This is a genomic window from Mucilaginibacter sp. 3215 (assembly GCF_050433785.1).
GTDB lineage: Bacteria > Bacteroidota > Bacteroidia > Sphingobacteriales > Sphingobacteriaceae > Mucilaginibacter.
This window is the reverse complement of record NZ_JBNPWO010000013.1, coordinates 92,861-108,097: the sequence shown is the minus strand read 5'-3', so window position 1 is coordinate 108,097 and position 15,237 is coordinate 92,861. Positions and strand designations below refer to the sequence as shown.

At 42.1% G+C, this 15,237-nt stretch carries 7 protein-coding genes; 4 read left to right on the top strand and 3 right to left on the bottom strand.

Translation table 11 applies throughout. The features are described 5' to 3' along the window. Positions 1-2: 2 nt before the first annotated feature. The 3 genes from galA to ABIC84_RS19625 form a co-directional block, all read right to left on the bottom strand. Positions 3-2,870: a beta-galactosidase GalA gene (galA, locus tag ABIC84_RS19635; protein WP_429264633.1), complete on the bottom strand. Its 2,868-nt coding sequence runs from the start codon at positions 2,868-2,870 to the stop codon at positions 3-5. Between the two features lie 70 nt (positions 2,871-2,940). Continuing rightward, positions 2,941-4,146, bottom strand: a complete 1,206-nt coding sequence (locus ABIC84_RS19630; protein WP_429264632.1) for a glycoside hydrolase family 5 protein — start codon at positions 4,144-4,146, stop codon at positions 2,941-2,943. Positions 4,147-4,490: 344 nt separating this feature from the next. Next, the gene (locus ABIC84_RS19625) at positions 4,491-8,645 is read right to left on the bottom strand and encodes a hybrid sensor histidine kinase/response regulator transcription factor (protein WP_429264631.1); all 4,155 of its coding nucleotides are present in this window, start codon (positions 8,643-8,645) and stop codon (positions 4,491-4,493) included. A 270-nt stretch (positions 8,646-8,915) separates the two neighbouring features. On the opposite strand from ABIC84_RS19625, the gene ABIC84_RS19620 reads away from it, so the two are divergent. The 4 genes from ABIC84_RS19620 (at position 8,916) to fucP (ending at position 15,222) form a co-directional block, all read left to right on the top strand. Next, positions 8,916-9,803, top strand: coding sequence for a helix-turn-helix domain-containing protein (locus ABIC84_RS19620; protein ID WP_429264630.1), 888 nt, complete (start codon positions 8,916-8,918; stop codon positions 9,801-9,803). A 492-nt stretch (positions 9,804-10,295) separates the two neighbouring features. Further along, the gene (locus ABIC84_RS19615) at positions 10,296-11,942 is read left to right on the top strand and encodes an alpha-L-fucosidase (protein WP_429264629.1); all 1,647 of its coding nucleotides are present in this window, start codon (positions 10,296-10,298) and stop codon (positions 11,940-11,942) included. Positions 11,943-11,947: 5 nt separating this feature from the next. Continuing rightward, a complete protein-coding gene (locus tag ABIC84_RS19610) occupies positions 11,948-13,900 on the top strand; it encodes a glycoside hydrolase family 97 protein (protein WP_429264628.1) in 1,953 nt (650 codons plus the stop codon). A 53-nt stretch (positions 13,901-13,953) separates the two neighbouring features. Beyond that, positions 13,954-15,222 (top strand): L-fucose:H+ symporter permease, encoded by a 1,269-nt coding sequence (gene fucP, locus ABIC84_RS19605; RefSeq protein WP_426585826.1) that lies wholly within the window; start codon positions 13,954-13,956, stop codon positions 15,220-15,222. The last annotated feature ends 15 nt before the right edge of the window (positions 15,223-15,237 follow it).

Genomic DNA, 15,237 nt, shown 5'->3' with positions numbered 1-15,237 from the left:
CATTATTTATCAGCAGCTGTAATTTCAATAGCCGACTGCTTTAACCCCGGCGAGATTGCCTTTAAAACTATAGTGCCCAGCTGCCCGGTTGACTGGACAATAACCTGGGCATAACCACTAAAAAGTTTTCGCTTATATTGCTCTGCAGAGTAAACCAATTGGATAAGGCCGGGATCGGTATTAACGCTCGCCCAGATGTTTGCTTTAAGCAGGGGGGTAGCTACAATTGCGATGGTATTGTTGCCGGGGTGCAGTAATGAGGCTTCCAGTTTAAATTCGGTGTTCCCATCGCCCGCTTTGATTTCATGCCCTACTTCCTTACCATTAATGTAGATGTTTTGAACTTTGCCGATACTTTTACTAAATAAGGTAACCGTTGCGGTAGCCACATCAGCAGGCATAGTGAAACCAGCCCTGTAAACTACAGCTTTCACTTTCCGGCCAAATTCATCGTCGCGTGTGTCTTTAAAAGCGTTTTGCCAACTGCTATCGTCATAATCCGCTGCAATCTCGGCCTTTGCATTTAAATCGCCGACAAATTTCTCTTTGAAAGCACCTATCTGAACAAGTTCTATCCGTTCTGAATATTGATCCGCCTCCAACGAAGTTGGGTCGCCGTTGCCGACCCCCATAATTTTACCGGGGCCTGTAATTGAAAAGCTCAGCTCATTTTGGGCGGTTGGCACCCGCAGGTTGTTTTTATCATCGGCCTGTACGGTAATTATGGCAATATCTTTTTTATCAGCCTTAATCACTTTGCGGTTGGCTGTTAACTTAACCTGATTTGGCGTAAGCGTAGTTTTAACAATATCATTACCAGCTTTAATGCCTTTTTTGTACCCTACAGCTTCCAGCGTCCCGGGCTCATATTTTACCTGCCATTCGAGGTGTCCGTTCGGCTCCATAGTTTTTTTGCCGAGACTTTTTCTGTTTAGGAATAGCTCCACCTCGTCGCAATTGCTATATGCGCATACTCTTATTTCCTGGCCTTCTTTGCCATGCCAGTTCCAGTGCGGCAACAGGTGCACCACTGTCTCGTTCGTCCACCATGATTTTAAATAATAGTAATCGTCCTTTGGAAAACCACAGACATCAACCATCCCAAAATATGCCCCCACTGATGGCCATCCAAACGGCGTTGGTTCTCCCCGGTAATCAAAACCGGTCCAGATGAACATGCCGGCCAGGTACGGACGCGAGGCATAATGTTTCCAGCCTTGTTCCAGGCTATAAAAAAAATCGTTTTGTTTTCTGTCGTATGCCACAAGCTGATGCTTGTCCATATCATCCTCGTAAATCCCCCTCGAGGCAACTGTCGAGCCCTCTTCGGTACCCCAGCTAAACTGATTAGGGTATTTCTTATGCTGCTCATCAGTGTTTTTGGTGGCAACGTAGTTATAGCCAAGCACATCTATCACTGTTGATATCCCTGAGCCGATACCGCCGCTTATAGCCGCCGTAATATAACGCGTTGAATCAACCGATTTGGCAAAAGCCTGCATAGTGGCTGCTATCCGCGCCCCGGTGATATTGCCTTCAATACCCCATTCTTCATTTCCTATCGACCAACTGATGATGCTGGGATGGTTACGGTCGCGCAGGATCATCCTTTTCAGGTCATTTAGTTGAGTGGATGCCACACCCATTAAGCGGTTTTCATCGATAACCAGCATCCCTAACCTATCGCAGGCGTCAAGTAATTCGGGCGTTGGCGGGTTATGCGAACAGCGATAGGCATTACAGCCCATTCCTTTTAAAGTCCTGATCCTGAAATCCTGTAAAGCATCGGGCATTGCTGCACCAACGCCGGCATGGTCCTGGTGATTATTCGTGCCCTGTATTTTTATGTGTTTGCCATTTAGAAAAAAGCCCTCATTAGCGTCGAACCTTATGGTTCGGATCCCGAAAGTTGTTACGTAACTGTCTATGATACTTCCATTCTCTTCAACTGAAGTAATCAGCTTATGTAAATATGGCGTTTCTAACGACCAGAGCTTTGGATTGTTAACAGTCAAAATATTTTTAATATCCTGCGATGCAAAAGGCTTCAACGTAAGCCCGGTAGTTGTATTCGTCGCGAGGGCTTTCCCATTCTCATCAATAATTGTTTGAGTTATATTAAAACTTCTTGTTTTTTTGTCGTCATTGTTGATGGTAGCCGTTGCCGTAACATCGGCCACATTGCTTTTTACCGCTGTAGTAACGAACGTTCCATCGGGCACGATGTGAACCTGGTTTGTTTTGTTAAGCCACACATGGCGATAGATGCCCGCGCCTTCATAAAACCAACCTTCTTCCATAGTTACATCCGCACGTACGGCTATAACGTTGTTGCCGCCATAGTTTAAATATTCTGAAATATTATATTCAAAGCGATTATAGCCGCTGGGTTCGGTGCCTAAGTAATGTCCGTTTACCCAAACTATACTATTTCGGAAAACGCCATCAAACGCTATGGATATACGCTTACCAAGGTCGGAAGCCGGTATAGCAAAGGTTTTGCGGTACCAGCCCACGCTTGCCTCGGGGAAGTTACGGCCAATAGCTTTCGATCCGTGACTGAAACTGCCTTTCGGGCTAAATGGCTGTTCAACTGCCCAATCATGCGGAAGGTCGATCTTACGCCAGCCCCTGTCGTCAAATTCTGCCGATGCGGCGCCATCGCCATAACCAGTTTTGGCCAAATAGGAGAACCCGCCGGTCCCGTTATAAAAATCTTTAGAAACATCGTATGCATGCCCCAAAGCAAAGCGCCAGTCATTATCAATAGATAAATGTTCGCGTTTTGAAGCTATTTCAGGGGATTGGGCTATAGTTTTCCCTGTAGCGAACACTAGAATCAAAAAATACAAAAAGTAGGTTGGTTTCATTTTTTTAAACAAGGTTTGGTATAAGACGCTTGCATGGCAATCAGCGGATTTATTATCATTGCAAAAATTGTTACTTGGCCCCTGCTATAAGGGCATTAATTGTGCGTTGATCAAGTACTTTATTATTTCGTCTGTCCAGGGCAATACCTATATCCCAAAAAAATGGCTTAAGGCTGTTGGCTATAGCTTGTTGTGTTGTAAACTTTATCCAATAATCTACAGCATCATTGTGTACCGCCAAATCTTTAGGGGCAGTTCGTCTGTAAGCGCCATATTCTCCCATCACAACAGGGATTCCTTTATCAACGAATTTTGTTTTCATGAGTTGGAATGTGCTCTTAACCTCAGCCTCTTCTCCATAAGTTGGGTTTCTCGCAGAATCCGATAATGAGTGGTGCCCGTTCCCCCAATAATAAAACATGCGGCCCCATGGTTCATCTTTTTCCATAAGGCAAAAATTAAAGGGGGAATAATAATGTACCTCAACCATTAGCCGGCCTGCCACCTGATCGGTTGGCAGGGATGTCATAAAATGACTTGTTTTTTCCATGTTAGTAGATGGGCCCTGCAGTACCAATACACGGTAGGCGTTTTTACCACCGGTTGACCTAACCGCGTTAATAAAAGTTTGATGATAGGTAGCAAGTATTGCTGCTGCCGCGGCATCATCTGCAGCCGGCTCATTAGCGCTGGCAAACATCACATGTTCGTCAAAATCGCGCATTGCTGTTGCAATTTGTTCCCAAAACGCTTTTTGTTTAGCGTTAACAGAATCCTGTTTAGCCGGAGTGCAATTATTCTCAAGCCAACCACCATCCCAGTGAATATTGAGCAACACATACATATCGTTTTTCACACAATATTGTACTACCTGTTTTACGCGTTTTAACCAGGCATCCTGTATTTTGGCAGTTTTTTTATCTGAATATTGATCCCAGGCACAAGGGATACGAATGGCATTAAACCCGCTGCGCTTAACCAATTTAATATAATCCTCTGTAATTAAAGGATTGCCCCAGCCGGTTTCGCCGCCGGGCGCTTCCATTGTGTTGCCGATGTTCCAGCCCAATTTGATGTTTGCTGCCTGTTGCACAGCAGTGTTATCCATTCCCGTTTTATCGGGAGCTTTGGGTGATATATTGTATGACGGATAAATTGTGCTGACAACGGCTGTATCCTTCATTGCCTTTTGAGGACTATTGCAATAAGCGGCCTTGAGCGGAGAAGCAATCGAAAAAATAGCAGCAGTACACCAAAGTATACGTTTTAACATCATAGTAAATTAAGCAGGTTTGAAAATTGGCTTAAGCAATGCCAAACTTTAATTGCGTTTTACAATAAAGAAACATTGAATTACGCTGCTAATCTAAATGCCGGGGTGCAATCGATTGTTCACAAATGGGGACACAAATGTTAAAACCATATACTCCGCTTATTTACAGCAAGTTAAAGTAGACCCACACCCGATAATCGGTCATAACTGAAACAGATGTTGTACTAAATTTAACAAAAAGACCCAAAAAGCATCAAGTTAAACCAATAGCAAAATCAGGTAAATCGTTTTAAAAAATAATAAATGCAATTTCCTTGCGGTAAAACCGACTGAACGTTTATAAAACGCTATTTGTTCTTGTTGCTGACATACGCAGATGGAAGGCAATTAAATTCGGCCTTAAAGCATCGTACGAAGTACTTTTGGCTTTTAAAGCCTACCTTGTAGGAGATCTGTGATATAGTTAACTGTGAATTCTCAAGCAACTGTGCGGCACGTTTGAGGCGGATGGTGCGGATCAGATCTACGGGAGATTTTCCTGTTAAAGCCAACGCTCTTTTGTACAGGGTTACGCGGCTCACGAATAATTCGCTGCTCAATTCCTCCACCGAGAATTCGGCGTTGTCAATATTTTTTTCGATTATTTGTACCGCTTTTTTTATAAACGCTTCATCAAGTGATTCAGTTTCTACTTCAGTCGGGGTAACGTCAAGCTGCTTTTGATAAGTTTTACGCATATCTTGCTGCATGGCCAATATGTTCTTTAATTTAGAAGTCAGGATCTCGAAATTAAAAGGCTTGGTCAGGTAATCATTGGCACCCGTTTCAAGTCCCTGCAATTGCTGTTCTTCATCTGTAACAGCCGTAAGCAACACAACTGGTATATGTGATGTACGTTTATCGTTTCGTATTTTCCGACATAAATCAATGCCATTCATCTCCGGCATGCTGATATCACTGACTACCAGGTTAGGGTGAAGGGCCAGGGTTTTTTGCCATCCTTCCTTTCCATTAGCAGCCTCGATAATGTTGAAAGTCTCATTTAAATTGTCTTTCAAATAAAAACGGAAATCCTCATTATCTTCAACCAGTAAAACAGAAAGCTTTTTTATTGAATTGCTGCCTCCCGCCTGCACCCAATCGGGGTTTTCGGATACTGCTGTCCGGGGGAAATCAGGTTCATTTATCGATACTTCTTCCTCTGTCACTAAATCAACAGGTAAAAGTATAGTAAAATAGCTGCCTTGTCCGGGTTCACTTTGCACTGATATTTCACCGTTGTGCAGCTTTACAAATTCTTTGGTTATTGACAGCCCTATACCACTACCCTGGTTAACCATGGATCCTGGCACCTCGTTTTGAAAAAAGCGTTCAAAAATTCTATCCTGCTTATCTAACGGAATTCCAATACCCGTATCAATAACCTTTATCTCAAGCTGTCGCTCTTCAGGCGCTTTTTCAACCATCGCCAATAAAACACTTATATGCCCGCCATCGGGTGTAAACTTAAAAGCATTGGAAAGCAGGTTGAAAATGATGCGTTCGATTTTATCGTGATCAAAGTTGATAATCAGGTTTTGAATTTCCGAATCGAATACCAGCCTGATATGTTTTTTCTCAGCAACATCCGAAAACGAGTAAGCCATTTCCTTAATAAAATTGATAATATCTCCGCTCCGTGCATGCAGCCTAAGTTCCTGCACCTCCATTTTCCTGAAATCAAGCAACTGATTTACCATATTTAGTAACCGTTTAGCATTGCGGTTAATTAATTGCAACTGATTTCTCTGCTCTTCGGCCTCGGTTTGCTTTAAAATCTTATCAACAGGTGCCATGATCAATGATAAAGGGGTCCGGAATTCATGGCTTACATTGGTGAAGAACTTAATTTTCATCATATCAAGTTCATGCATACGCCTGGCCTCCTGCCGCTCATTTTCAATTAACAATTTAGCCTCGCGTTTCTCCTTTTCGATTTCAAACTGCCTTCTTATTTTTTGAATTCCGCGTCGGCGCATGAAAAATAGGATCCCCAATAAAAGTAATATATAAATAAAATAAGCTATTGTCGATTTCCAGAACGGGGGCAATACCTTAATTTTTAATGTGATATAATCAGGGTCCCACCGCCCTTCCTGGCTAACCGCCCGTACTTTAAAAGTATAATTACCGCCATCAAGGTTGGTGTAGGTGGCTTTTCTCGTAGCATTATCGGCATCAATCCAATCCTTATCAAAGCCTTCCAACATATACTGATGTTTTACTTTGTTGGGATTAAAGAAATTAAGTGCGGCAAACTCAATGGTAAATACGTTCTCACTATGTGTTAGTGTCAGTTGGCGGGTTGCCGAAATAGCTTTTGACAATACAACATGTCCGTTAACTTCCTCATTGGCTTTGATACTTTTATTATACAGAAAGAAATCAGTAAAAGTTAGTTTGGGCTTGTTGATATTGGCATGTATGGCTAACGGGTCGAAAATATTGAAACCATGCCCGCCGCCAAATATGAGTTCGCCCTTGCGGGTTTTGAGCCCTGCCTGGTCATTAAATTCCCGGCCTTGCAAACCATCCGTTTCATCAAAATTCTCAAACCTGAAAGCGTAAGGAGCCTTTTGGGCAATAAGCGTTACCCTGCTTAAACCATTAGCAGTACTAAACCACATTCTTCCTTTGCTATCTTCCAGTATTTGCAATATGGCATTATCTGGTAATCCGTTTCGCTTTGTTAACGATGTGAACTTGTTGGTTTCGGGGTTAAGTATGCTTAATCCGTAGCGCGTAGCTATCCAGATCAAGCCATGCCTGTCCTGGTTAATGCAGTTGATTGTATTACTGATTAAGCTGTTAGGATCATCTTTATTTATACTGTAATGAATAAACCTGCCTGTATTTTTTAAAATCACATCGATACCAAAGTATCCTCCAACCCAAATATTGCCTTTGCGGTCTTCAAACAGAGCAGAAACGTAAAGACACCTGATATCTGTTTGTTTAAAGGGAGGGGAAAATTTCTTTTTTTCTCTGTCAAATATCTGGAGCCCGGCTGCAAATGTCCCTATCCATAACTTATGCGATGAATCTTCGAAAATACTCATCACCCGGTTATCGGCAAGGCTCCCGGCTATCTTATCGTCATGTTTATAGTGGGTAAACGTTTTTCCGTCAAAGCAGTCCAGGCCGCCAAAATATGTCCCTATCCACAATTTTTGATCATGATCGATACATAAACTGACAATAATATCATTGCTGAGACTGTTTGCATTTTCTGGTTCATACTTATATTGCTTAAAACTGCCGGTTTCACGGTTAAAATAAATTAAGCCTCCCCCGTTTGTACCAATCCAAATGTTCCCATTTTTATCTTCAACAAACTTGTTAGCATCTTCGAAACCCAAACTTTTAGGGTCTGAAGCGAAGTGCCTGTATAATGGGAACCGGATAATATTTTTGTGATAATAACTTACACCTTCTTTAAAGGTGCCTGCCCACATAATACCCGAATCGTCTTTATAAAGGTTGATAACGCTGTTTTGACTTAATGATTTGGCATCATCTTCCCTGTTCAATAAATAGGTAAATGTGAAAGTTTTTTTATCTAACAAATTTATACCGCCATGGTCGGTTGCTATCCATATCAGGCCGTCATCGGCCTGGATAATGTTGCTGATGATATTAGATTTTAATTTGAGCCCCGAAGGTTCGTTAGCGATAGGCCTGAACGCCCTGCTTGATGGACTGTAATAATACGCGTTGGCGTAAAAACCGGGGGTGTAAAACCATAAATCGTTATCCTTATCAACAGTAATGGCGTAATATGCATCTTTACTATTAACAGCTTTATTAAAAATATCTGTGCGGTAGGAAATTTTATTTTGACTGATATCAAACTTTTCAACCATTCCGTTACGGTATACCAACCAAAGGTTGCCGGCAGCATCCTGAGTTATGTCTGAAATGAGATTCGAATATAATGATACGCTTGAACGGTCGTGATAATACCGACGGGTTGTTTTGTTGACTCCATTATACTTGTAAAGACCGGAATCCGGGCACAAAAGCCAAAACTCGCCCTTACCACCGTGAATTATTTTAGATACGTTAGGATATCCAGGAACCTTTAACGAGCTCGTCATTACCGACATATCACTGTCAAACTGTTCCGTTTCCGGATCATAAAAACAGTATCCTCCGCGGGTTGACACCCATAATTTTTTGCCAGGTCCTTCAAAAATACCGCTTACAAAATCATCATTAAGCGACTTTTTATTATTAGCGTCATGTTTGAATATTTTAAAACTATACCCATCATAACGGTTAAGGCCCGATGCAGTACCAAACCACATAAAACCTTCAGAATCTTTAAAAATGCAGTTAACCTGGTTGTGAGACAAGCCATTGCTTCTGTTGAGCTGCGAAAACTGGTATTTGCCATTTTGCGCAAAAGCAACACGAAACGTCAACAACAATATAAGCACGCTTAGTGATAATTTATATCTCATAGCTTAGGAGTATTCATAAAAATAATCAATAAAAGACAGTGTTTGGTAAATATCAAATTTTAATATGCAAAGCAAGCCTGTTAATGCCTGGTATTAATGCAAAGTTTTGAGATATTCCTTCTTTATATTGGTTGATTCAAACCTACAGTAAGCCGCCATCTAAAAACTTAATTAAAATGGACTTTTTGTTGTAAAAATCCGACTTTACTATATTTAAGATATTCATATGCATTTAGGGATATCAATGCAATTTGCATATTTGTGATTCAGATGATCAAAAGAAATTTAAAACATACTTTCTCACTCCTCAACGTTGACTATGTGAAGCTTAACTGTAAATGGAATTACAGGAATGTGATCAGTCCTTACTATCGCATTTATTATATAGATGATGGAGAAGGTGAAATATCAGATGCAGCCAGCTTGCTAAAACTTGAACCGGGTTATCTATACATAGTTCCAAGTTTCACGCTATGTAACTTAGGGTGCAGTGATTATCTGGGCCAGTATTTCGTTCAGTTTTTTGAGGATTCAATAGATGGAAGTTCGCTTTTCGCTAACCATAGGGTTATATTGAAAACAAGGGCCACCGAAATGGATATCAACCTTTTTAACAGACTTCTTGAAATTAACCCGGGTAGAGGAATTAACCGGTCAGACAATCCCAAGGTATATGAAAAAGATATCTACTATAAGGAATATCAGGAACTTAATAATCAACAAAACACTTCCGTGTACCTGGAAACCCAAGGTATCCTGATGATGTTAACCGCAAAATTCCTTAACCCACAATTATTTAAACATCCGGAACATAAATCTATACCCGTTAAAATTGCAGAAACCTTAAATTATATCCTTGTTAATTTACACATGGATCTAACTGTGAACCTGCTGGCTTCCCGGGCAAATCAAAATGTCGATTATTTTTCAAGGCAGTTTAAGCAGCACACAGGAACCAGGCCGTTGAATTATATAAATGAAAAACGAATTGAACGCGCACAATATCTGATGGCAACAAGCAGAATGGCTTACTCAGAGATCTGCACACAAACCGGGTTTGATAACCTTTCTTATTTTTCCAAAACTTTCAAAAAGCTAACTGGTATGTCGCCCAGCGAATATAAAAAACAGATGTACCAGGTTGGCTTCAATCATTAGTATTCATATGCTTATCATTGTCGCTTTTTTCACCAATAATGCTGCAACTTGAGGATAGCATGGTCTGAAACAGCCAATGATTTCATTTTTTACAATCCCATTCCCAAGTCTTCCTTCACTACGCATTCTGACATGGCGTAAACAAGCGCTTTATTTCCATTGCATGACAACTCTCAATAAATAAGCTATTTACAATCAAACCTGAAAGATAATTTGATTTAAGTAGCACCCAATCTTTTTATAAATCTTAACTTCAATCGTAATATTAACCGCCCAAAAAGTCGGTTTTGTATAAAAAAAAGTCCCATTAGTTCAACTATTTAAATATTATTTCAAAGAAATTTGATTGATGATCAATTGCTGACAAGCGTAACGTGAATTGCTCATCACCCAATTATAGATAATGACATATAGAAATTTACTTAAAAGCCTGGCTACTCGTTTGCATAGCTGCTCCAAATAGGTACTTTTTCAAAACTTCCAAACTCAATTATGAAAAGAAGAACATTAATAAAAGGCATGGCCACGGGGCTCTCATCTCTGTATCTGTCAAGAGTATTTGGTAGCAGTTTGCTGCAAACTAATTCAAACGCCGCAATTGCTTCGGGGCCTTTTAAACCCAGTTGGGATTCATTGACTCAGTATCAGGTGCCGGACTGGTTTCGCGATGCCAAGTTCGGGATGTGGGCGCATTGGGGCCCGCAGTGCCAGCCAGAACGTGGTGACTGGTATGCACGCGGTATGTACCAGGAAGGCAGCGACCAGTATAAATATCATGTTCAAAAATATGGGCATCCTTCCAAATTTGGTTTTAAAGACGTTATTAACGAATGGAAAGCCGAAAATTGGAACCCAGATGAATTGGTTGGCCTATATAAAAAAGCCGGCGCCAAATATTTTATGGCACTGGCCAATCACCATGATAATTTTGACCTTTATGACAGCAAATACCAAAGCTGGAACTCTACTAAACTTGGCCCTAAAAAAGACCTGATAGGCGGCTGGGCCAAAGCAGCTAAAGAGCATGGTTTGCCTTTTGGGGTAACCGTACACGCTTCCCACCCCTGGACCTGGTATGAGGCTGCCCAACGTGCGGATAAAACCGGCCCGTTGGCAGGTGTACCTTATGACGGCAAGCTTACCAAAGCTGATGGCGCAGGTAAATGGTGGAGTGGCTATGACCCACAGGAACTATATGCACAAAACCATCCTTTAAGTAAGGACAGCCTTGATGACAACAGTATGGGCAGCCATTGGGACTGGGGCAACGGCGCAAGCGCGCCCAGCAAAGCTTACTGTGATAAGTTTTTGAACCGCACCATTGAGCTGATAGATAAATACGGCCCAGAACTGATTTATTTTGATGATACAGCCTTGCCCCTATGGCCGGTAAGTGATGCCGGTTTAAAAATAGCAGCGCATATGTACAATACCAGCATTAAAAAGCACGGAAAGCTACAGGCCGCACTATTTGCTAAAGTATTGAATGAGCAGCAGCGTAAATGCATGATATGGGATATAGAACGTGGCCAAAGTAACCAGATAGAACCTTTACCATGGCAAACCGATACCTGTATTGGCGGCTGGCATTATGACCGGCGCATATTTAATAATAAGAGCTACAAAAGTGCCAAAACAGTGGTACATACCCTGGTTGATATTGTAAGTAAAAACGGTAACCTGCTTTTAAACGTTCCATTACGGGGAGACGGAAGTATCGATAGTGAAGAACGTGCAGTTGTTGAGGGAATAGGCGCCTGGATGCAGGTTAACAGCGAAGCAATTTATGGCACCCGCCCGTGGAAAGTGTTTGGAGAGGGCCCCGCAACAGATTCAGCGGCCCCAATTAGCGCGCAGGGCTTTAATGAAGGCAAAGGCAAACCATTCGGAGCCGAAGATATCCGGTTTACTGTAAAAGGCAAAACCCTTTATGCTACCATGCTGGGTTGGCCAACCGGGAATGAAGCCATTGTTAAAAAGTTAGCAAAAAATAATGAAACAGGCAATGTAAACAGTGTAAGCTTGCTCGGAAACGGCAAGTTGAGTTTTGAGCAGACTGAGGCCGGTCTTAAAGTAAAATTGCCTGAGCAGGCACCCGGTAAAGATGCGTTTGTTTTAAAAATAGAAGGAGCTGTTTAATTTATATGATGAACCTGAAAACTTGTTACACCCTGATCACTGCCGTTTCACTGGCAGTTCCTTCTTTGGCGCAAACTTTTAAGCTGGTATCGCCGGATAAAAAAAATGTTGTGGAAATAAACAACACCAGCAACCTGCAATATACAGTTTCCAGCAACGGTTTAACAGTCGTCCATTCTTCATCACTCGGCTTCGAGTTTAAAGATGAACCGGCTCTCGGAACCGGCATGGCCGTAACCAGCCATGTGGAGCATTCTGTTAATCAAACCTGGGCGCCAATAGTAAAAGCTAAACACAGCATTGTAACCGACCATTACAATGAACTGGAGTTATCACTGGTAGAAAAATCGGCACCAATGCGCCGCATGAACATATGGTTCAGGGCTTATAATGATGGTGTTGCATTTCGCTACCAGTTGTTCGGGGCTGATAAAATCGGCGACCGACAGATAGTAAAGGAGCTAACCACTTTTAACTTACCGGCAAAAGCAAAAACCTGGGTGGCAGACTATGGTAGTTATACCTCATCACAGGAAACCGAATTTCAACCGAAAAACCTAAACCATATCACAGAAAAAACAATTGCGGGCTTACCTTTGCTGGTAGAATTAGATCAGCATCATTATGCGGCTTTTACTGAAGCCAATATTGATAACTATCCGGGATTTTATATAGGATCCTCAAAAACTGACACCAGTGCTACCGACAAAATCAGCCTGATCACCAAGCTATCGCCCCTGCCCGGTGAAAATGAAAATGGTGTTAAAGCACGTTTCACTAATAACCTGCTTACGCCCTGGCGTGTAGTGATGCTGGCAGGTTCGCCTGGTAAACTGATTGAATCGGAACTGATACAAAACCTGAACCCACCTAACGTATTGAAAGATCCCAGCTGGATCAAACCAGGCATGAGCGCCTGGGATAACTGGTGGAGCGGAGACGTAAAAGTAGACATGCCGACCATCAAAAAGTATATAGACCTGGCATCGAAAGAGCGTTGGCCATACATGCTTATTGACTGGCAATGGTATGGGCCATTTAACAAACCAGAAGCAGATATTACCAAAGTGGCGCCGCAATTAAATATGCCTGAAATTTTAGCCTATGCCAAAGCCAAAAAGGTTAAATGCTGGCTTTGGCTATACAGCTCGGATGTTAACCGGAATGACAATTTTGAAAAAGCATTTCCGATTTACGAAAAATGGGGTATTGCGGGAATAAAAATTGATTTTATGGACCGCGATGATCAGCAAATGGTGAACTGGTACCGTCGTATCATCCAAACGGCTGCAAAATATCATTTGATGGTTGATTTCCATGGTGCTTTTAAACCCGACGGCATCGAGCGGACCTATCCCAACATGGTAACCAGGGAAGGAGTTTTGGGAGAAGAATATTCAAAATTTTCGACCAGGATAACAGCGGAGCATAATACCACACTCCCATTCACACGTATGCTGGCCGGGCCAATGGATTATACTCCCGGCGGATTCCTGAATGTAAAGAAAAGCGATTTCAGAAAGGGAAGCCCTACCCAGGTAATGAACAGCCGATGTGCCGAGCTGGCAAAATTCGTGATCTACGAAAGTCCGTTTATGGTTTATTGCGATGCGCCTGAAAACATTTTGGGCAAGCCCGGAGCCGATTTTTTAAACGATATACCAACCGTTTGGGATGATACAAAGGTACTCGGCGGTTACCCGGGCCAATATGTCGTTATTGCCAAAAGAAGCGGGAAAGACTGGTATATCGGCGCGATGACAAACGATTCTGAAAGAACTGTACAATTGAAAATGGACTTTTTACCGGCGGGTAACTACACGTTATCATCATGGGGCGATGTGTTATCATCTCCTCAAGACCTAACCCGATCTGAAAAAAAGATATCGGCTAATTCCGTGATCAACATCCATATGGATACAGCAGGCGGATGGGCAGCTAAAATAACTGCCAAATAATTAATTGAGAACCTTTAATCCGGCATACAAAAGTTTAATACAATGATCAGATCATGACAAAGAATAAAACTCTTTTCCCATTTATATTAATAACCAGCTTATTCTTTTTATGGGGCTTCGCGCATAACCTCGACCCGATATTGATACCTCACTTAAAAAAGTCATTTACGCTCACAACAGTTCAGGCTACATTGGTAGATTCCGCCGTATTTATAGCCTACTTCGTGATGGCTTTACCGGCAGGTTTCATCATGAAAAAATACGGCTACAAAACAGGTATTATCACAGGGCTGCTAATTTTCGCGTTTGGTTCCTATTTATTTATACCGGCAGCCAATACACAGCAGTACACATTTTTCCTTGTAGCTTTGTTTATCATTGCCTGCGGGTTAACCATTTTAGAAACTGCCGCCAATCCATATGCTTCTTCATTAGGAGATCCCGCAACTTCTACACAAAGGCTTAACTTTGCGCAATCATTTAACGGGCTGGCTGCCACCCTCGCGCCTATAATTGGCGGACATATTATACTGACAAAAGGTTATACTCCGGCACAATTAAGCGCAATGACAGAACAGGGCCGTAAACTGGCGCTGGCCGCCGAAGCTTCATCAGTAAAAACACCCTATTTTATATTAGGCAGTGTATTGGTGTTTATTGCCATACTTTTTGCGTTTACACGGCTGCCAAGGATCCAACAGCATGAAGGACATACAGCCAGCAAAAACATTTTCCATGCCTTGAAGCACCGTCATTTGGCCTGGGGTGTGGCTGCCCAATTCTTCTATGTTGGCGCGCAAGTTTGTGTATTTAGTTTGTTTATTCTTTATGCCACGAAATCTGCCGGACTTACGGAGGTGCAAACGACCTACTATCTTGGTTTGTGCGGCGCTGCATTCCTGATAGGCAGGTTTATTGGTACTTTCCTGATGAGGTATTACAGCTCGGCTGTTTTACTTGCAGTTTATGCGGGTATCAATATTTTGCTATCCGCAATCGCCATTTTTGGCCACGGCATGATCACGGTTTACACAGTAATTGGGATCTGTTTCTTCATGTCCATTATGTTTCCAACCATTTTCGCGTTGGGTATAAAAGATCTGAAGGCAGATACGGAATTTGGCAGCAGCCTGATCATTATGTCTATCGTTGGTGGTGCTGTGTTGCCAAGGGCATTCGGTTATATCAGCGATGTAACTGGCAATATTCAAAATGGTTATGTGGTACCGTTGGTATGCTTTGCGGTGGTGGCCCTTTTTGGATTAAAAGGACATCGTGTAAAAGTGGGGCCGGAAAATGTACCGGTTTCAACTATCCTTTAACAATTCTCCATTTTC

What these genes read in the sequence shown, in the direction of transcription:
- ABIC84_RS19630 (WP_429264632.1), bottom strand. Translation starts at nt 4,146, where the DNA reads ATGATGTTAAAACGTATACTTTGGTGTACTGCTGCTATTTTTTCGATT.
- galA (WP_429264633.1), bottom strand. Translation starts at nt 2,870, where the DNA reads ATGAAACCAACCTACTTTTTGTATTTTTTGATTCTAGTGTTCGCTACA.
- fucP (WP_426585826.1), top strand. Translation starts at nt 13,954, where the DNA reads ATGACAAAGAATAAAACTCTTTTCCCATTTATATTAATAACCAGCTTA.
- ABIC84_RS19610 (WP_429264628.1), top strand. Translation starts at nt 11,948, where the DNA reads ATGATGAACCTGAAAACTTGTTACACCCTGATCACTGCCGTTTCACTG.
- ABIC84_RS19615 (WP_429264629.1), top strand. Translation starts at nt 10,296, where the DNA reads ATGAAAAGAAGAACATTAATAAAAGGCATGGCCACGGGGCTCTCATCT.
- ABIC84_RS19620 (WP_429264630.1), top strand. Translation starts at nt 8,916, where the DNA reads ATGATCAAAAGAAATTTAAAACATACTTTCTCACTCCTCAACGTTGAC.
- ABIC84_RS19625 (WP_429264631.1), bottom strand. Translation starts at nt 8,645, where the DNA reads ATGAGATATAAATTATCACTAAGCGTGCTTATATTGTTGTTGACGTTT.